Genomic DNA, 19550 nt, shown 5'->3' with positions numbered 1-19550 from the left:
CAGATATGAAAATATCTGAAATCCTTATTAATCAAGCGAAGCAAGCTATTTTTTCAGGAGTGTTAAGCCGCGAAAGCAGCAGCAAGTCGCAGGGAGTCGCCAGCATTTCTACAATGGGAGGCTATGTTCCCGATCGACCTGCTTGACTCCGCGCCAGACGGTGCAAATTCTGGCGCCAGCCCCGCCTCTCACTCGCCCCTGCTGACCGGCCTCAACGATGAGCAGCTGGCTGCGGTGACCCTGCCTGCGGGCCATGCGCTGATTCTGGCGGGTGCCGGCTCGGGCAAGACGCGCGTGCTGACCACGCGCATCGCCTGGCTGCTGCAGACCGGGCAGGCCACGCCCGGCTCCATCATGGCGGTGACCTTCACCAACAAGGCCGCCAAGGAGATGCTCACGCGCCTGTCGGCCATGCTGCCCTACAACGTGCGCGGCATGTGGATAGGCACGTTTCACGGCCTGTGCAACCGTCTGCTGCGCGCCCATTACCAGGCGGCCAAGCTGCCGCAGACGTTCCAGATTCTGGACACCCAGGATCAGCTCTCGGCCATCAAGCGCCTGTGCAAGCAGTTCAATGTGGATGACGAGCGCTTTCCGCCCAAGCAGCTGATGTATTTCATCGCGGGCTGCAAGGAAGAGGGCATGCGCCCCGGCGATGTCGTGGCCACGGATCCGGACACCCGCAAAAAGGTCGAGATCTACCAGCTCTACGAGGAGCAATGCCAGCGCGAGGGCGTAGTCGATTTCGGCGAGCTGATGCTGCGCAGCTACGAGCTGCTGCGTGACGATGCCCATCTGCGCCACCATTACCAGCGCCGCTTTCAGCATATTTTGGTGGACGAGTTCCAGGACACCAACAAGCTGCAGTACCAGTGGCTCAAGCAACTGGCGGGCGACGATGTGGGCGGGCGCTACGAGTCGGCTGCCAGCGTGATTGCCGTGGGCGACGACGACCAGAGCATCTATGCCTTTCGCGGCGCGCGCGTGGGCAATATGGCGGACTTCATCCGCGAGTTCGACGTCAGGCACCAGATCAAGCTGGAGCAGAACTACCGCAGCTACAGCAACATCCTCGACTGCGCCAATGCGCTGATCAGTCACAACAGCAACCGCCTGGGCAAGAACCTGCGCACCAGCCAGGGCCCGGGCGAGCCGGTGCGCATCTACGAGGCGCCCAGCGATCTGGCCGAGGCCGCGTGGATGGTCGACGAGATCAAGCAGCTGGTCAGAAACGACGGCTTCACGCGCCAGGAAATCGCCGTGCTCTACCGCAGCAATGCGCAAAGCCGGGTGATCGAGTCGGCACTGTTCAATTCCAAAATTCCCTATCGCGTCTATGGCGGCCTGCGCTTTTTCGAGCGCGCCGAAATCAAGCACGCGCTGGCCTATCTGCGCTTGCTGGAGAATCCGCACGACGACACCAGCTTCATGCGCGTGGTGAACTTTCCCGCACGCGGCATCGGCGCGCGCACGATCGAAGTCCTGCAGGACACGGCGCGCAGCAGTGGCACTTCGCTGAGCGACGCCGTCACCGCCGTGGGCGGCGCAGCAGGCACCAAGCTGCAGGGCTTTGTGGCCCAGATCGATGTGCTGCGCGAGCAGACGCAGGGGCGCACGCTGCGTGAAATCATCGAGACCGTGGAAGAGCAAAGCGGGCTGATCGAGCATTACCGCAACGAAAAGGAAGGCGCGGACCGCATCGAGAACTTGCAGGAGCTGGTCACGGCTGCCGAGAGCTTTGTGACCCAGGAAGGCTTTGGCCGCGATGCCGTGGCCATGCCGCTGGACGAGCAGCAGAATGCGCCGCAACTGGGTCAGTCGCCCGTCAGCCAGGGGCTGGATCCGAATCAGCCGCTGCTGGACGAGGCGCTCAGGGCGCCGGCCGGTACGGCGGCCTCCATGGTCAATGCCGACACCGGCGAGACGCTGTCGCCGCTGCAGGCCTTTTTGGTGCATGCGGCGCTGGAAGCGGGCGACAACCAGGCACAGGCCGGCCAGGACGCGGTGCAACTGATGACCGTGCATGCCTCCAAGGGCCTGGAGTTCGATGCCGTGTTCATTGGCGGCGTCGAGGAAGGCCTGTTCCCGCACGAGAACGCCATGATGGATCGTGGCGGTCTGGAGGAGGAGCGGCGCCTGGCCTATGTGGCCATCACGCGTGCGCGCAAGCGTCTGTATCTGAGCCATTCGCAGACGCGCATGCTGCATGGCCAGACGCGCTACAACGTCAAGAGCCGCTTCTTTGACGAGCTGCCCGAAGAGGCGCTCAAGTGGATCACGCCCCGGCAAAGCGGCTTTGGCAGTTTTGCGCCCTCTTCAGGCGCCGGTGGTGCCTGGGGATCCAGGGCTGGAGGTCAATACGGCTCGGGCTGGGGCGGCAAGCAGACCGAAGTCTTTGCCAGCCCGCCGGTGCCACAGCAAAAGGCCGAGCCTGCGCATGGCATCAAGGCCGGCATCGCGGTGTTTCACAACAAGTTCGGCGAGGGCAAGGTACTGGCGGTGGAGGGCACGGGGGACGACGCGCGCGCCCAGGTCAGCTTCGGTCGCCATGGCACCAAGTGGCTGGCGCTGGCGATTGCCAAGCTGACGATTGTGGATTGAGTTTCCCCAAGTCCCTGGCGCAGAAAAAAGCCGCTGCCTTTTGCAAGGCGCGGCTTTTTTTGTTGAGGCCCGGGCGCGGCGCTTACTTGGCGCTGAGCTTCATCTGAGCAGGCGAAGCGGTGAGGTAGCCTACAGCCGCACCGAATTTGCCCTTGTAGTTGGCGTTGATCAGTGGATCCAGCTGGGCCTTGACGTTGGCGTGGATGCCGCCCCAGTCACCGGCGTGCTGGAAGTTGCTCATGATGTAGGTCCAGCCGTTGATTTCGTCCACGGCATGCAGGCCCGTGGATTCGCCGCCGGCAGGCACGGACAGCACGCGCGACAGCTGCTTGGTGTCCACGTTGTAGGCCCACATGAAGTTGTTGACGTGCTGGCTGCTGTCCTCGCCGATGAAGAGGGTGCGCATCTTTTCCGAGAACTTGAGGTTGTCGGGGTTGGCAATCTTGTTGGGGTTGGCGGTGTTGCCCAGGGCGTCGCCCTTGAGGGTCTTGCCATCGGTGTCCAGCAGATCTTCGCCGGCCAGCAGGGGCGCGGTGTCCACGGGCATCCATTCGCTGCTGATGGCTGCGCCGTCGGTGTCCTTCTGGCCACCCTTGAGGTTCAGCGCCATCACCACGCCTGCCACCAGCTGCTTGGGCACCGAGACGCCGTTGCCAGCCACGTTGGCAGCGTTGCCCGCCACCATGGAGGACTGCACGTTTTGCAGTGCGGAGTAGGCAATCTTGTCCTTGGCGTTGACGGTCGTGCCTTCCATCTTGGTGAAGCCCAGGCTGGCGCCCTTGAAGGCGGCATAGCGATGGGTTTCGAGGAAGGCTGCGGCCTTGTCCATGCCGGCGTTGATCTTGATCCACTCGGTCTTGCCGTTGACCACGATCTTGGTGTAGCTGGCGTCGCTGGGGTCGGTCTTGACCACGGTCATGATGTCCGTGGGCTTGAGCGTGTTGGCCAGGTTCTCGATCTCGGCGCTGGTGGCAGAGCCCAGCTTGATCCAGGTCAGGGGGGCAGCGCTCTTGGCGGCGGGGTCGATGGAGAAGCCCGCGCCGACCTTGGCGGCGTACAGCGTGCCCGAGGACAGGTCTTTTTCCTTGTCGGCGACAAAGACGAAGTAGCCGCTGTTGGTGGCGTCGTCACCCATCAGCGCGGTGCGCTGGTCGGGCATGACCTGCACCAGCTCGTGCGAGATGCGGCCCATGCAGAAGTGCTTCTTGATGGTGGCCGTGCCGTCGACGTTCACGATCACTTCGGGCATATGGCCGTAGTGGTAGGGGTTGGCCTTGGCCGGGTCGCCGTACAGGTTCTGGCTGAAGGCCTGCAACTGGGCGTTGGATGCGTTGAAGGCATCGGGCTCGTACTCTTCCGACGACAGATGGGTGCCCCAGGGCGACAGGCTCGCGCCGCAGGTGATCCACAGGCCGTGGACCTTGGAGGTGTCGACGTTGTGGTATTTCACCAGGCTCAGCTTGCCGGTGCTCTGGTCCTGATCCAGCGTCAGCACGGCGATGGGCGAGGGCAGCTTGCCGTACATATCGGTCTTGCCGTCCTGGGCCCAGGTGGTGTATTCGAACTGCACCACGGCAAACACGGGCTTGCCCTTGACGCCGTCTACCTTGGCATCAGGAACGGTCAGCAACGATGTGCCGTCAGGCGAATCGGAGAAGAAGTGGCGCTCTTTGCCTGCGACCGTCTTGTCGATGATCTTGTTGTTGTAGATGTCGTAGTAACCACCGGCCAGCACCTGGTCGCCCTTGCCGTTGGAGACCATGTCGCCGGTCACGAAGAAGGGCTGATAGCCCAGGTCGTAGACCTGCTCGCTCTTGTCATCGAAAGCGACCTTGAGCTGCGAGGCCGCATACATGGTCGCCATCTTGTCAGGGGTGCTCAGCGTAGGCGCGGCCATGCTGGTGAAGCTGGCGGAAACATAGTTCTTGGTGACAGGAGGCGTTGTGTTGTCACTGTCACCACCACCACATGCGGCCAGCAGGCTGGATGCGGACACGACCGAACCCAGTGGGAGCAGAGGAGCGCCGGAAAAGAGTTGCAGGGCCTTACGACGGCTGAGCAGATTTTGTGCCATGAGAGTTTCGCAGTGTGGGGTGAAGCGCAGACCTGGGGCCGCGCTGAATTGGATGAATGCCAGGGCATGAGATGCATGCCTTGGTCAGTCCTGCGAATCCTAGGAAACGAATATGACAGTGCCATGGCGGCTTGATGACGCCGGGATGAATGATCTGCTGGCGCGGGCCTGTGTTCAGCCCATAAAAAAGCCCCGACCTGAGGGCGGGGCTGGGGCTGGGTGTAGTGCTAGAGCTTACGAATCCGATGACGGCGGCGCTGTGCCCGACGAGGACTCGATCAGAGCCTGGTCGTCCTCGGGCGGACTGAAGCTGTCACGGAAGGTAAACACAATCGAGGTAAAAAAGATGGCGGCCAGCATCAGTGCCGTTGCCACCATCAGGCCACCGGCAATGCTGCCGATGAGCATGGCCAGGATGCCGGTCACGATGGCCAGGGCCATGCCGGAGACAATGAACACGCCGATCCAGCAGACACCGAACACCAGATAGGCACCGATATTGCGGATGCAGCCGACAAAACTGAAGAACAGCGATTTGACGGGGCTGATTCCATGCCAGTGGATGAGCGCCGGAGCATGCCAGAAGGCCAGCGACAGCGGCAGGTAGAGAAACATGCTCAGCCACATGGCGGACTGGAACTCAGGCTCTTCGGCCAGTTCGCGGGTCATGGGCGTCTGGCCCAGGTAGACGCTGGCAAAAGTGCCGCCGTCCACAAGGCTGGAGGCTCCGATGATGAGCAAAAAGCCTGCGGCATAGAGGCCGCCCAGCATCAGCATGGAGTGCAGATGCTGGCTGCCGGAGCGGAAAGCCACCAGCAGCAGCGCCGGTGTGGGCTTGCGGCCGTGGGCGGCTTCGGATGCCGCGACCATCATGGTCAGCGAGATGCAGGGCAGCAGTGCCAGTGCAATGACGGGGCCGATCAGCGGCAGGGCCGAGATCAGAGACATGCTGGCCATACCCAGAAAGAAAAGGGCTGCCAGGGCCAGGGGCTGGCTTTTGAAGGTGCGCAGGCCCTGCAGCACCCATTGCAGACCGGTGCCGGGTGGAACGATTTGAAGTTTCATGGAAGAGGCTGAAATACTTTTGCGAGAGCGTGCAAAAGTCGCTTCTTGCACTGTACCCGAGACGGCTGGGCGGGGCCATCAAAAGCCCCGGCGCAATCAGCTGCTTGGTACTCAGTCCAGCGTCAGCGGATGTGCGATGCGCTGGCTCAGCACACGCTCGAAGTGGGTGGGGTCGTGGGGCTGCAGCAGTGCGGCTTCACGCGGCAGATGGAAGTCCCAGAGACGGGAGATCCAGAAACGCAGGGCGCCGGCACGCAGCTGGGCGTTGAGCAACTCGCGCTCGGGCCCGGTCAGCGGACGCACGGCCTGGTAGGCCGCAAGCATGGCTTTGGCGCGCTCGGCATCATGTGCACCTGTTGCGTGATCGATACACCAATCGTTGAGGCAGACCGCCAGATCGAAGAGCCAGGTGTCCACGCCCGCGAAATAGAAGTCGAACAAGCCGGTCAACCGGTCGCCGTCGAACATCACGTTGTCGCGGAACAGGTCGGCATGGATGGGGCCGCGCGGCAGGGCCGCATAGCTGGCCGAGGCGGCGATATGGTTCTGGTAGGCCAGCTCGGCGCGCAGCATGGCGGCGGTTTCCTCGCCCAGATGGGGCAGGACCACGGGCACGGTTTCATTCCACCAGGGCAGGCCGCGCAGATTGGGCTGCTGGCGGTTGTAGTCCTGACCGGCCAGATGCATGCGCGCCAGCATCTCTCCCACGGCCGCGCAGTGCACGGCAGCCGGGGCCAGCTGGCTTTTGCCGGCCAGGCGGTTGACGATGGATGCGGGCTTGCCGCACACCTTGAGCAGAATGTCGCCGCTGCGTGTCTCGCCCTGCGGGTCCGGCACGGGAATCCCGGCTTGTGCCAGGTGCTTCATCAGGTAGAGGTAAAAAGGCAGCTGCTCGGCACTCAGGCGCTCAAACAGTGTCAGCACCCACTCTCCCTGGTCGGTAGTCAGAAAGTAGTTGGTGTTTTCAATGCCGCCTTGAATGCCGCGCAATTCCTTGAACGAGCCTAGGGGCATGCGGCGCAGCAGTTCGCGCGCATCTTTATCGGAAACTTCGGTGAAAACAGCCATGGTGAATATGCCGGTCTGGGGCGACCGACCGAACTAGCGGGGAGAAGGTGTCTATATGCAACAGGGCAGTGAAGCACTGCCCTGTCATGAATGGGGGAAAGCGCGCCGCGCTTCAGAATTTGATGAAATTCCAGACGCGGGTGCCCGTGGTGTCGCCGCTGTTGTTGTCGCGGTTGCGGGCTGCGCGGGCGCCGTCGTTGGACTGCACCTCGTACTCGGGCATGGAGCCGACCTTGGGTTGCACGGTGATGCTCTGGGTCTGACCGCCGACACGGGTTTCATCCACACGGCTGCCAGCGTCTTCCACACGGATATGTTCGATCCGCTGGTTGTGCTTGCCGGTGGGCGCTGAGTTGTCCTCTTGACCCTGGGGCGCAGGAGCGACCACGGCATTGGCCGGAGCAGGAGTGGGGGACTGGGCCAGAACGGATCCGGCAGCCAGGCTCAGGATGATGAAAAGTGGTGCAGCGCGCATGATGCATAGATTGTAGGGCGTCTTCGAATGGTCACACTAGGCGCTGTCTGTCTTTGAGGCTGGGGCCTACAGTGTCGGGCACGCGTGCACAATCCGGGGTATGAGCAATTCCAAGACCCTGGTGCTGGTGGACGGCTCCAGCTACCTCTACCGCGCCTACCATGCCATGCCCGATCTGCGGGCGATTCCAGGCGATCCGGCCAGCCCGGCCACGGGCGCTATCCGCGGCATGGTGAACATGATGCAGGCGCTGAGGAAGGATGTGCAGGCCGATTACGCCGTCTGCGTGTTCGATGCCTCGGGCCCGACCTTCCGCGACGAGATGTACACCGAGTACAAGGCCACGCGCTCGCCCATGCCCGATGATTTGCGCAGCCAGATCGAGCCCATCCACGAGGTGGTTCAGCTGCTGGGCTGGAAAGTGGTGGCCGTGCCCGGCGTGGAGGCCGACGATGTGATTGCGACCTTGGCGCAGACTGCGGCGGCCCAGGGCATCAACGTGATCGTCTCCAGCGGCGACAAGGACCTGAGCCAGCTGGTGGACGAGCATGTGACCATCATCGACACCATGAATGGCAAGAAGCGCGACGTGGCGGGAGTGACGGCCGAGTTCGGCGTGCCGCCGGCGCTGATGATCGACTACCAGGCGCTGGTGGGAGACACCGTGGACAACGTGCCAGGCGTGACCAAGGTCGGCCCCAAGACCGCTGCCAAGTGGCTGGAGGAGTTCGGCTCCCTGGACAATCTGATTGCCAACGCGGCCGGCATCAAGGGCGTTGCGGGCCAGAACCTGCGCGATGCGATTGCCAGCGGCCAGTTGGCGCTGAGTCGCCAGCTGGTGACCATGAAGACCGATTGCGATCTGTCCGCCTACATCGGCGGCCTGCCGCAGCTCGATGCCGTCACGCTGGGCGAGCCCGATAGCGCCGCACTCGCGCCGTTCTACGAGAAATACGGCTTCAAGGGCCTGGTGCGCACGCTGGGCGCTGCGGCAGCCGAAGCCAAGCCGGCCAAGCCCGGCAAGGCTGCCAAGGTCGACAGCGCCCAGGGCGGTCTGTTCGATGCCGATGACGCGGCGGCGACGGAGGTGGCTGTGGCCGCCCAGCAGCGCGATGTGCTCTACACCACGATTCTGAGCGAGGCTCAGTTCGATGAATGGCTGGCCAAGATCCAGGCCGCCGAGCTGACCGCGCTGGATACCGAGACCGATTCGCTGGACGAGATGGTGGCCCGCATCGTCGGCATCTCCTTCAGCGTGGCTGTGGGCGAGGCCGCCTATATTCCGCTGCGCCACGAGGGCATGGACGTGCCCGAGCAGTTGGACCTGGACATGGTGCTGGCTAAGCTCAAGCCCTGGCTGGAAGACGCCGGCAAGAAAAAGCTGGGCCAGCATGTCAAATACGACCAGCATGTGTTTGCCAACCACGGCATCACCGTGCGCGGCTATGCGCACGACACCATGCTGCAGTCCTATGTGCTCGAAGCCGACCGCCCGCACAATCTGACCAGCCTGGCGCTGCGCCATGTGAATCGCAGCGGCATCAGCTACGAAGACCTGTGCGGCAAGGGCAAGGGCCAGATTCCGTTTGCCCAGGTGCCAGTGGACAAGGCTGCGGCGTACAGCTGCGAGGACTCCGACCAGACGCTGGACGTGCACCACGCCTTGTGGCCGCGCATCCAGGCCCAAGCCGGGCTGCTGCACATCTACGAGCTGGAAATGCAGACCAGCGAAGCGCTGCTGCGCATCGAGCGCAATGGCGTGAGCATCGACGCGGGCGAGCTGGCGCGCCAGAGCAACGATCTGGGCGCGCGCATCCTCAAGCTCGAAGAGGAGGCTTACGAGATTGCGGGCCAGCCCTTCAATCTGTCCTCGCCCAAGCAGCTGGGCGAGATCTTCTTCGACAAGCTGGGCATGCCCGTCGTGAAGAAGACCGCCACCGGCGCGCGCAGCACGGACGAGGAAGTGCTGGAAAAGCTGGCCGAGGACTATCCGCTGCCCGCCAAGCTGCTCGAACACCGCTCGCTGTCCAAGCTCAAGGGAACCTACACCGACAAGCTGGCGCAGATGGCCTTGCCCAGCGACGGCCGCGTGCACACCCACTACGCCCAGGCCGTGGCGGTGACGGGGCGTCTGTCCAGCAACGACCCCAATCTGCAGAACATTCCCGTGCGCACGCCCGAAGGCCGCCGCGTGCGCGAAGCCTTTGTGGCCCCCGAGGGCAAGCTGATTGCCAGCGCCGACTATTCGCAGATCGAGCTGCGCATCATGGCCCATCTGTCCGGCGACGAGGCCCTGCTGAGCGCCTTCAAGAACGGCCTGGACGTGCACCGCGCCACGGCCGCCGAAGTCTTCGGCGTGAGTGTGGACGAGGTCAGCAGCGAGCAGCGCCGCTATGCCAAGGTCATCAACTTCGGCCTGATCTACGGCATGAGCAGCTTCGGCCTGGCCAAGAACCTGGGCATTGAAACCAAGGCGGCGGCGGCCTATATCGACAAATACTTCCAGCGTTACCCCGGCGTGAAGCGCTATATGGACCAGACCGTGGAGCTGGCCCATGCCCAGGGCTATGTGGAGACCGTGTTCGGTCGCCGCCTGGTGCTGCCCGAGATCAACGGCGGCAACGGCCCGCGCAAGAAAGCGGCCGAGCGCGCGGCCATCAACGCCCCCATGCAGGGCACGGCGGCCGATCTGATCAAGAAGGCCATGGTGGCCGTGCAGGCCAGGCTGGATGCCGAAAAGCCCGAGGTGCTGGTCATCATGCAGGTGCATGACGAACTGGTGTTCGAGCTGCCCGAGTCCGCCAGGGACTGGGTGCAGGCCGAGATCCCGGCCATCATGGCCGGCGTGGCGGACCTGTCCGTGCCGCTGCTGGCCGAGATCGGCTTTGGCAGCAGCTGGGAAAAAGCGCATTGAGTCTTTCGCCACAAAGCGCTCTGGGCTTTTTTCAAGAAAGCGCACCAGGCCTCTTGCCAAGGAGGCCGTGCGCGCTTTCGACTCCAGGATGCGCCCGGATTCTTTCGATGCGTAGCTCCTAAAAAGAGAGCTTATAGCGCATGATAAATAATAACTTCAGGTTGTTTTTGACCTGAAGTTGTTTGTGAGCATGCGCTTGCAGCTCCTGAATTGTTCTAGCTTGATCCAGGAAATATCTTGTTCAAAGGCTTTGCAATGACGCCCGCCGTGCGCATGGGGCTGTCGATTTCGGTGGCGACGGGGCTGTACGGCATCTCCTTCGGCGCGCTGTCCGTGGCCGCAGGCCTCAGCCTCTGGCAGACCATGGCGCTGAGCGCGCTGATGTTCACGGGCGGCTCGCAGTTCGCCTTCATCGGCGTGGTGGCGGGCGGCGGCAGCGGCGTGGCGGCCGTGAGTGCGGCCTCGCTGCTGGGCGTGCGCAATGCCATCTACGGCATGCAGATGAGCCGCCTGCTGGGCGTCAAAGGGCTGCTGCGCTGGCTGGCGGCGCACTGGACCATCGACGAATCTGCAGCCACGGCATCGGGGCAGCAGGAGCTGGCCGAGCAGCGGCGCGGCTTCTGGGTCGCCGGGGCAGGTGTGTTTGCGCTGTGGAATCTGTTCACCTTGCTGGGCGCGCTGATGGGCAATGCGCTGGGCGATACGCGTCGCTTTGGGCTGGATGGGGCGGCGGTGGCCGCCTTTCTGGGCTTGCTCTGGCCGCGCCTGAATGCGCGCGAGCCGGTGGCGCTGGCGCTGGCTTGCGGGCTGGTGACGGCGATTGCCATTCCTGTGGTACCGGCAGGCGTGCCCATTTTGCTGGCCGCTGCAGTGGGCGCGTTCTGGGGCTGGGTCAGGCCATCGGAGGCAAAGCAATGACGCTGTCTTTATGGCAATGGATCTTGCTGGCCTGTGCGCTGGCTTTTGTGACCAAGCTGCTGGGCTACAGCCTGCCCGAGCGCTGGATGCGCAGCCCGCGCATGGCCCAGATCGCGGCCTGTCTGACGGTGGCGCTGCTGGCCTCACTGACGGTGATGAACACCCTGGCCAGCGGCACGCGAATCGATCTCGATGCGCGCCTGGGGGCCTTGCTGGTGGCGGCGCTGGCCCTGTGGCTGCGGGCACCATTCTTGCTCGTGGTGATTCTGGGCGCGGCCGCAGCGGCGCTGCTGCGTTGGCTGGTCTGAGAACGTCGACATGCTCCGGGTGCCTGCAACGCACTGGCCTTAGACTGCATGGCCAGCCGGGCTTGCTGCGCGAGCCGGGCTGGCTGGAGATCGTCAACACGTTCTGAAATTCCATCATCCCAAGGAGGATCCATGAAGTACGAAGACATCGCTCAGGATATGCAGGGGCTGCTCGGTGGTCGCGCCGATGCCCAGCCCAGCCGCCGCACAGCCTTGCGTGCGGCCCTGGGGGCCGGCCTGGGCGTGGGTTATGCCTGCGCTGCCGGCCCGGTCATGGCACAGACGGCCATCAAGACCCCGGTCGACGGCCTGACGGCAGGCGAGGTCAGCATCGATGTCAAAGGCTTCAAGCTGCCGGCCTACCGGGCCATGCCTGCGGGCAGGCAGAATCTGCCCGTGGTGCTGGTGATCTCCGAAATCTTCGGCGTGCACGAATACATTGCCGACACCTGCCGCCGTCTGGCTCGTGCCGGCTATCTGGCGATCGCCCCCGATCTGTTTGTGCGCCAGGGCGACCCCATGGCCTATGCCGAGATGGCCAAGCTCATGAGCGAGGTGATTGCCAAGGTGCCCGATGCCCAGGCCATGGGCGACCTGGACGCCGCCGTGCAATGGGCGGGTACCCAGGGCGGCGATGTCAAAAAGCTGGCCATCACCGGCTTTTGCTGGGGCGGGCGCATCACCTGGCTCTATGCCGCGCACGCGCCGCTCAAGGCCGGCGTGGCCTGGTACGGGCGTCTGCAGGGCAACAAGAACGATCTGCAGCCCAGCTATCCGCTGGATCTGGTGGGGCAGCTCAAGGCGCCGGTGCTGGGCCTGTACGGCGGCAAGGACACGGGCATTCCGCTGGAGTCGGTCGACGCCATGAAGGCTGCGCTCAAGACCGGCTCTGCGGCGGCCAGGGCCTCGGAGTTCGTGATCTTCCCCGAGGCGCCCCATGCCTTCCATGCCGACTATCGCCCCAGCTACCGCGAGCAGGCCGCGCAGGACGGCTGGGTCCGCATGCTGACCTGGTTCAACCAGCATGGCGTGGCCTGATGCTTCATGCGCCGAAATTTTTGGCCCCGGGGGGCTTGACAGCTTTGCTAAGGTGAAAGAAGTCCCGGCATGCCATGCATGTCATGCGCATCCGGGGCTGACGTTATGGGGATAGTCGCAAGCGGGCCGCGTTGGGCGGCGCATTCTGCGAAAATCCCCAAGATTCGCCTGTAAAAGGTTGCGGTTAAGCCATATAAAGCTATGACATTGGTAGCAATTATTCTGGCCACCCTGGCTGCTGGTATCGGCAGTGTCTGGGTGGCCGCGTTGTTGATGAGTCTGGGAGGGGGACGCACGCCAGGGCTGATGCCCCAGCGTCTGCTGAGCCTGGCTGCGGGAGCCTTGCTCGCTACGGCTTTCATGCATTTGCTGCCCGAGGCGTTCGAGAGCCACGGCAAGTCCCATGATCTGTTCGTGGTGCTGCTGATCGGGCTGGTGTTTTTCTTTCTGTTGTCCAAGGCCGAACTCTGGCACCACGGCCATGAGCATTCGCATGGCGATGCCCACCAGCCTGTTGCCGTGCACCACGCTCACAGTCATGGCCACGATCACCAGCATGGTCACGAACGCCATGACCATGGCGAGCACGCGCATGGTCACAGCCATGTCAAGGGCGGCTGGGCCATTTTGACGGGCGACAGCGTGCATTGCTTTGGCGATGGCGTGCTGATTGCATCGGCTTTCGTGGCCGACATCCGTCTGGGCCTGATCGCCGCCCTGTCGGTGCTGGCGCACGAGGTGCCTCACCACATGGGCGATATCGTGGTGCTGCGCCAGTCCAGCAGCAATCGCCGCGTGGCGCTGATCAAGGTGTCCATGGCGGGAGCCGTGACCACGCTGGGCGGGGTGGCCGGCTATTTCCTGATCGGACAGCTGCACGAGCTGCTGCCGTATTTCCTGGTCGTTGCGTCGAGCAGCTTTATCTATGTGGCCCTGGCCGACCTGATTCCCCAGCTGCAAAAGCGCCTGAGCGCCAAGGAAACCGCAGCCCAGGTCTTCTGGCTGCTGCTGGGCATTGTCATCGTGACGGTGATGAGCGGCGCGGCGCACAACCATGGGCACGAGCACGACCACGATCATGGCGCCGAGGTCGGGCAACCGCATGAGCCCGCATCCCCGGCTGCCGGCGAAGCGGCGCACAAGCATGAGCATTGATTGCGGCTGCAGTCGATAAAAAACCGGCTTTCGGCCGGTTTTTTATCGTTCAGGACATCTCTCTGAGCTCGGTCTTGACCGCTGCCAGCTGGCGGCGCGAGACCGGCAGCAGCTCGGGCACGCCCTGCAGGCGCAGGCCCCAGCCTTCGCCTTCCTGCGGGTCGTCATATTTTTCAAGGCCGCGCAAGGCCGCACGCAGCACCAGGGCGTTGCGGTGTATGCGCAGCAGATGCTCGCCATGGCGGCTTTCGAGATCGGCCAGCGCTCCGTCGAGGACGTAGTTGCGCTGCACGGTGCGCACGGTGATGTATTTCTGCTCGGCCTTGAGAAAGCGCACCTCGGACAGCGGCAGCCGCAGCGTGCTGCCGCGCTCCTGGATCAGCAGCACGGGACCGTTGTCGACGACGCTGCGCGTGCTCAGTGCGCGCTCGGCCTTTTGCAGCGATTGCTGCAGGCGCTCCAGGCGTACGGGCTTGGTCAGATAGTCCACGGCATCGAGCTCGAAGGCCTGTACCGCATGGCTGGCATGCGCCGTCACGAACACGATGGCGGGCGGGTCGGCCAGCTCCGCCAGTGCCGCTGCCAGCTGCAGCCCGTTGCGGCCCGGCATGTGGATGTCCAGCAGCACCAGCTGTACGGGGGTGGGCCGTGCGGCCTGCAGTATCTGCAGGGCCTGGTCGGCATCGGCGGCTTCCTGGATATGGTGCGGGCCATGTGCGCAGTCGCCGAGCAAAGTGCGTAGTCTGGCGCGGGCCAGAGCTTCGTCATCAACGATCAGAATGTGCATGGCGGGATTGTCCCGGTTTTGACTCGCTCTGCAGCAAAGGCACGCTCAGGCGCACCACATACAGCCCGTCGCGCACCTTGGCGCTGAAGCTGCCTTGCAGATCGTGCAGCAACGACAGCCTGGCCTTGACATTGTCCAGGGCCATGCCATGGCCGGTGCTTTGATGCTCGGCGCTGGCCGGCGGCAAGGTGTTGATGATCTGGATCAGCGCCTCGTTGCCGCGCCTTTCCGTGCGCACCTGCAGCTTGCCGCCGCGTGCATTGGGCTCCACGCCGTGGCGGATGGCGTTCTCCACCAGCGGCTGCAGCAGCAGGGGCGGCAGCAGCGCGCCATGCACGCTTTCGTCGAGCTGCCACTGCATCTGCAGGCGCTCGCCAAAGCGTACCTGCTCTATGGACAGATAGCGCTGGGCCAGCTCTATCTCCTGGGCCAGCGTGGTGGTCAGATGCGGCTCGGCCAGCGCATAGCGAAACAGATCGCTGAGGTCTTCGAGCAAGGCCTCGGCCTTGGCCGGCTCGGCGCGCACCAGCGCAATCGCGCTGTTGAGGGTGTTGAACAGAAAGTGCGGCCTGATGCGTGACTGCAGCTCGGTGAGGCGAGCCTGGGTCTGCGCCGGCGTGTTGCCGCGTGCGCGCAGCACCAGCGCCGTCACCAGCAGCGCGGCCAGCAGGCCTCCCGTGACAGCACTGGCCAGCCAGGGGGCTTTGGGTATGCCGATGAAAAACAGCATGCCGCAGGCATAAAGACCCGCAAGGGCGCCCAGCAGCACGCCGGCCAGATACTGGCCGCGCGTGCCCAGGCGCTGCAACTGGTGCTTGAGGCTGCAGGCCGCTATCAGCCAGACCAGGGTGCCGGGCAGGCAGGCCCCGGTGAGCAGGGCGGTGCTGGAAAACCACTCCCACAGCGACTGCGCACCATAGAGGGCGGCCGTGCCCACCACCACCTGTACAAACAGCACGGCGCGCAGCACCACGCCGGCATTGCAGGCGTCGAACACCAGGACCTTGCGGGCCGGGTTGGGGGCGGCAGCGATGAGCGGAGAAATGGGCACGGGCGGTCTGGTCGGGTCTGGTGCAGGGCGGTGACTTGGATGCAAGAGCCGGGCGGGCCAGCATGCGCAAAGAGCATATCCATCGACATGCCCGATCCGAATTTGCGCAAGTCCCGTGATTATTGGCCCGCAGCTGCGCCGCAACTGCAATTCCTGCGGCATCTGTCGGCTGGATGCATCAGCGTTTGTGCTGACTCAAACCGAGGCCGCAGCCCGGCCTGCGGCCTGAAAGCGTCTGAGCGACCAGACCACGCCCGCGAGAATCAGCAGCATGGGCGCCAGCTCGGCGAGCTGGGGCAGGCGCTGTTCATAGAGGAAGTGGTAGGCCAGGGCGAACAGGGTCTCGAACACCAGCAACTGGCCCACGAAGGTGATGGGCAGGCGCTGGCTGGCGGCATTCCACATCCAGTTGCCCAGCCAGGACGAGAGGATGGCCACGGCCAGATTCAACAGCCAGAACAGCTGCCAGCGCTGGGCCGAAATGTCGGGATTGCCGGCACCGCTGGCCTCTGGTGATATCAGCCACAGCAGCGCCCAGAGCAAGGCGCTGATCAGCCCGACGACCAGACCCCAGAGCGTGGACCATTCCGTGCCGTTGAAGCGGCTTTGCGCCAGATAGCGGGTGTTGTCCAGCGCGTAGCGGCTCCAGCAGAGCATGGCCAGCACGGCCATCAGCACGCCCAGCAGATAGCGCCCCTGGCTGCCTTCGGACCCTGTGGTCAGCGCATGGGCGTTGACGAGCACGATGCCGGCCAGAATCAGCGCCATCGGCGCCAGCATGCGGCGCAGCGGAAGCGCGCCATGGGTGTTGCGGCCCAGCAGCGGCACGGTGACGGGCACCAGGCCCACGATCAGCGAGGTCACGGCCATTCCTATCCATTGCACGGCGGTGGCGACCAGGGCAAAGTACACCACATTGCCCGTCAGGGCCAGCCAGACCAGGTGCCGGATATCGGCCGCTTGCAGCCTGGGCAGCAGCCTGGTGGCCCGAGGCAGGAAAACGCACAAGGCCACCACGCCATAGAGCACGAAGCGGCCGAAGGTGATCTGCAGCGGCGAGAACTCCGGCAGCATGGCCGGCACGAGAAAAATCGCGCCCCAGAGCGCACAGGCGGCCAGGGCAAAACCGAGGCCGGAAATCAGGGAAGAGCGGGAATTCATGCCGGGCGGCGCGTCAGCCGGGCGGGCCGCGGCCTGTGAGGAAGGTGAGCGAAGAGGCCGAGATTGTCCGCGCAAGCCAGAAACCGGGTGGCTGCTGCCGGATTTTCCTGATTTGCATGGAAAGGCCGTTCAGGCCTTTCCCATAAAGCGTGGAAAGCTATTTATTAATGAGCGATTGGTGCGTGAGTGCCGCTTTGTCGCAGTGACCGGCAATGGCTCTGGGGCGCTCTGGCACCGGTGTCGGGTCAGGCCGATAAAATCCCTGTTTCTGCTTTGCACAGCCGTCACGCCAAACTTCTGCATTGGGCGGCCTGTGGTTTTACGGGATTGTTGCCCTCACATGTCTACATCTGCTCCTTCGCACAACCAGCTCGATTCCAAGGCCGAAGCCTGGTCTGCCCTGTTCTCCGAACCCATGAGCGACCTGGTCAAGCGCTACACCTCCAGCGTGTTCTTTGACAAGCGCATGTGGCAGGCCGACATCCAGGGCTCTTTGGCGCATGCCGAAATGCTGTCGGCCCAGAAGATCATTGCGGCCGAAGATTTCGCCTCCATCCAGAAGGGCATGGCGCAGATCACGGCCGAGATCGAGGCCGGCACTTTCGAGTGGAAGCTGGACCTGGAAGACGTGCACCTGAACATCGAGGCGCGCCTGACCCAGCTGGTCGGCGATGCCGGCAAGCGTCTGCACACCGGCCGCAGCCGCAACGACCAGGTGGCTACCGACGTGCGCCTGTGGCTGCGCAGCGAGATCGACATGATCGAAGGCCTGCTCAAGGAGCTGCAACGCTCGCTGGTCGACGTGGCTGCCAAGAACGTGGACGTGATCCTGCCCGGCTTCACCCATCTGCAAGTGGCCCAGCCCGTGAGCTTCGGCCACCACATGCTGGCCTATGTGGAAATGTTCAAGCGCGATGCCGAGCGCATGCTGGACGTGCGCAAGCGCGTCAATGTGCTGCCCCTGGGCTCTGCCGCTCTGGCCGGCACCACCTACCCGCTGGACCGCGAGCGCGTGGCCAAGACCCTGGGCATGGAAGGCGTGAGCCAGAACTCGCTGGACGGCGTGTCCGACCGTGACTTCGCCATCGAGTTCACCGCTGCGGCCTCGCTGTGCATGGTGCACGTGAGCCGTCTGTCGGAAGAGCTGATCATCTGGATGAGCCAGAACTTCGGCTTCATCAAGATCGCCGACCGCTTCACCACCGGCTCGTCCATCATGCCCCAGAAGAAGAACCCCGACGTGCCCGAGCTGGCACGCGGCAAGACCGGCCGCGTGGTCGGTCATCTGATGGGCCTGATCACGCTGATGAAGGGCCAGCCCCTGGCCTACAACAAGGACAACCAGGAAGACAAGGAGCCGCTGTTCGACACCGTCGATACGCTCAAGGACACGCTGCGCATCTTCGCCGAGATGATCGGCGGCCAGCTCAACCCCGCCAGCGGCGTCAAGGAAGGCGGCATCACCGTGAATGCCGAGAACATGCGCGCGGCTGCCCTGAAGGGCTATGCCACGGCCACCGACCTGGCCGACTATCTGGTCAAGAAGGGTCTGCCTTTCCGTGACGCCCACGAAACCGTGGCTCACGCCGTGAAGCTGGCCACCATGAAGGGCGTGGACCTGACCGAGCTGCCGCTGGCCGAGCTGCAGGCCTTCAACCCCAACATCGAGGCCGATGTGTTCGAGGCCCTGAGCCTGGAAGGTTCGCTCAATGCCCGCAACACGCTGGGCGGTACGGCTCCGGCGCAGGTGCGTGCGCAGCTGGCCAAGCACCACGCTCGTCTGGTCTGATGGACTCAAGCACTGTGGCGTAACGTTCACGCCTTGAAAGCGCCCTTTGCCGGGCGCTTTTGTTTTGGTTAGTCTGGAAAAAGCATAAGGAGAAAACACATGACGCAAACTCGTCGTCAATGGCTCAAAGCCGGAGTGGGAGCGGCTGCCGCGTCTGCCCTGGGCTCGGTGGCCTGGGCCTCGTCGGGCCAGCCCATCCGCATTCTGGTGGGCTTTCCGCCCGGCGGCGGCTCGGATGCGATTGCGCGCCTGCTGGCCGACAAGCTCAAGGACGAGCTGGGCGGCGTGACGGTGCTGGTGGAGAACCGCCCCGGCGCTGGCGGCCAGATTGCGGCGCAACTGCTCAAGGCCTCGCCTGCGGACGGCCATACGCTGTTTCTCACGCATGACCACACCATCTCCATCCTGCCCAAGGTCGTGAAAAAGCCGGGCTTCGATCCGCAGCAGGACTTCATTCCCGTGGCCGGGGTCGCCACTTTTGTGAATGCACTGGCTGTCTCCAGCAACACGCCGGTGAGGAATCTGGCCGAGTACGCGGCCTGGGCCAGGGGCAGTGCCAAGAACGGCACCATCGGCATTCCGGCTCCGGCATCGACGCCCGAATTTCTGGTCAAGATCCTGGCCGAGCACTACAAGCTCGATCTGGTGGCCGCACCGTATCGCGGCAGCGCTCCCTTGCTGGCCGATATGCTGGGCAATCAGATTCCTGCCGGCATTGCCTCGGTGCCCGACTTCATGGAGAACCAGAAGGCCGGCAAGCTGCGCGTGATCGGCGTGCTGGGCGCCAAGCGTCAGGCTTCCATGCCCGAAGTGCCGACCTTGCTGGAGCAGGGCATCAAGGGCTTCGAGGACATGCCTTACTACGGCATTTTTGCGCCCAAGGGCGTGCCCCAGGCCTTTGTCGAGCGCTTTTCTGCAGCCGTTGGCAACGTGCTCAAGCAGCGTGACGTTTACGCGCAGCTGACGGCACTGGGGCTTACAGTTGGATACATGAATCCCCGCCAATTGGGGGAGCGTGAGGCCGCCTATTCCAGGGTTTGGGCCGGTATCATTCAGCGCAGCGGTTTCCAGCCGCAGTAGTTTCGCGCGTGCGGCACCTGCTCAAGGCCCTGCTTCACTTGTGAGGCAGGGCTTTTTGCATTCTGC

At 63.8% G+C, this 19550-nt stretch carries 16 protein-coding genes; 9 read left to right on the top strand and 7 right to left on the bottom strand.

The features are described 5' to 3' along the window. The first annotated feature begins 5 nt into the window (after positions 1–5). Positions 6–146 carry a hypothetical protein gene (locus QYQ99_RS07270; RefSeq protein ID WP_302092055.1) on the top strand — a complete coding sequence of 47 codons (141 nt, stop codon included), beginning with the start codon at positions 6–8 and terminating at the stop codon, positions 144–146. After that, positions 124–2601: a UvrD-helicase domain-containing protein gene (locus QYQ99_RS07265; protein ID WP_302092054.1), complete on the top strand. Its 2478-nt coding sequence runs from the start codon at positions 124–126 to the stop codon at positions 2599–2601. The genes QYQ99_RS07270 and QYQ99_RS07265 overlap by 23 nt, the downstream gene beginning before the upstream one ends. Before the next feature lie 82 nt (positions 2602–2683). Here the strand turns inward: QYQ99_RS07265 and QYQ99_RS07260 are convergent, their stop codons facing one another. The 4 genes from QYQ99_RS07260 to QYQ99_RS07245 form a co-directional block, all read right to left on the bottom strand. After that, a complete protein-coding gene (locus QYQ99_RS07260; protein ID WP_302092053.1) occupies positions 2684–4675 on the bottom strand; it encodes a PhoX family protein in 1992 nt (663 codons plus the stop codon). 234 nt (positions 4676–4909) lie between these two features. Further along, positions 4910–5740: a BPSS1780 family membrane protein gene (locus tag QYQ99_RS07255; protein ID WP_302092052.1), complete on the bottom strand. Its 831-nt coding sequence runs from the start codon at positions 5738–5740 to the stop codon at positions 4910–4912. A gap of 111 nt (positions 5741–5851) precedes the next feature. Beyond that, complete coding sequence (locus QYQ99_RS07250; protein WP_302092051.1) at positions 5852–6808, bottom strand: homoserine kinase; 957 nt, start codon at positions 6806–6808, stop codon at positions 5852–5854. Positions 6809–6920: 112 nt separating this feature from the next. Then, positions 6921–7283, bottom strand: a complete 363-nt coding sequence (locus QYQ99_RS07245) for a hypothetical protein (protein ID WP_302092050.1) — start codon at positions 7281–7283, stop codon at positions 6921–6923. Between the two features lie 100 nt (positions 7284–7383). Between QYQ99_RS07245 and polA the strand changes: the two genes are divergently transcribed. From polA to QYQ99_RS07220, 5 genes are all read left to right on the top strand, one after another. After that, positions 7384–10197, top strand: a complete 2814-nt coding sequence (gene polA, locus QYQ99_RS07240) for a DNA polymerase I (RefSeq protein WP_302092049.1) — start codon at positions 7384–7386, stop codon at positions 10195–10197. Positions 10198–10434: 237 nt separating this feature from the next. Beyond that, the gene (locus QYQ99_RS07235) at positions 10435–11115 is read left to right on the top strand and encodes an AzlC family ABC transporter permease (RefSeq protein ID WP_302092048.1); all 681 of its coding nucleotides are present in this window, start codon (positions 10435–10437) and stop codon (positions 11113–11115) included. Further along, positions 11112–11423, top strand: coding sequence for an AzlD domain-containing protein (locus QYQ99_RS07230; RefSeq protein ID WP_302092047.1), 312 nt, complete (start codon positions 11112–11114; stop codon positions 11421–11423). The genes QYQ99_RS07235 and QYQ99_RS07230 overlap by 4 nt, the downstream gene beginning before the upstream one ends. Before the next feature lie 132 nt (positions 11424–11555). Further along, positions 11556–12461: a dienelactone hydrolase family protein gene (locus QYQ99_RS07225; protein WP_302092046.1), complete on the top strand. Its 906-nt coding sequence runs from the start codon at positions 11556–11558 to the stop codon at positions 12459–12461. Between the two features lie 201 nt (positions 12462–12662). Continuing rightward, the gene (locus QYQ99_RS07220) at positions 12663–13616 is read left to right on the top strand and encodes a ZIP family metal transporter (RefSeq protein ID WP_302092045.1); all 954 of its coding nucleotides are present in this window, start codon (positions 12663–12665) and stop codon (positions 13614–13616) included. Between the two features lie 49 nt (positions 13617–13665). Here QYQ99_RS07220 and QYQ99_RS07215 read toward each other — a convergent pair whose 3' ends face one another. The 3 genes from QYQ99_RS07215 to QYQ99_RS07205 all read right to left on the bottom strand — a co-directional run bounded on the left by QYQ99_RS07215 (position 13666) and on the right by QYQ99_RS07205 (position 16615). Continuing rightward, on the bottom strand, positions 13666–14403 hold the full coding sequence (locus QYQ99_RS07215; protein ID WP_302092044.1) for a LytR/AlgR family response regulator transcription factor: 738 nt from the start codon (positions 14401–14403) through the stop codon (positions 13666–13668). After that, positions 14384–15454: a sensor histidine kinase gene (locus QYQ99_RS07210; protein WP_302092043.1), complete on the bottom strand. Its 1071-nt coding sequence runs from the start codon at positions 15452–15454 to the stop codon at positions 14384–14386. Before QYQ99_RS07210 ends, QYQ99_RS07215 begins: the two co-directional genes overlap by 20 nt. A 195-nt stretch (positions 15455–15649) precedes the next feature. Then, positions 15650–16615 carry a DMT family transporter gene (locus QYQ99_RS07205; RefSeq protein WP_302092042.1) on the bottom strand — a complete coding sequence of 322 codons (966 nt, stop codon included), beginning with the start codon at positions 16613–16615 and terminating at the stop codon, positions 15650–15652. 340 nt (positions 16616–16955) lie between these two features. On the opposite strand from QYQ99_RS07205, the gene argH reads away from it, so the two are divergent. Beyond that, entirely contained in the window at positions 16956–18404 is a 1449-nt protein-coding gene (argH, locus tag QYQ99_RS07200; protein WP_302092041.1) for an argininosuccinate lyase, read from the top strand. A gap of 99 nt (positions 18405–18503) precedes the next feature. Next, a complete protein-coding gene (locus QYQ99_RS07195; RefSeq protein WP_302092040.1) occupies positions 18504–19484 on the top strand; it encodes a Bug family tripartite tricarboxylate transporter substrate binding protein in 981 nt (326 codons plus the stop codon). Positions 19485–19550: the final 66 nt, after the last annotated feature.

Origin of the sequence: Comamonas testosteroni, from assembly GCF_030505195.1 — a bacterium.
GTDB classification, from domain to species: Bacteria; Pseudomonadota; Gammaproteobacteria; order Burkholderiales; family Burkholderiaceae_C; genus Comamonas; species Comamonas testosteroni_G.
The sequence above is the reverse complement of the archived record's forward strand: the minus strand, read 5'-3'. Positions and strand labels throughout refer to the sequence as shown.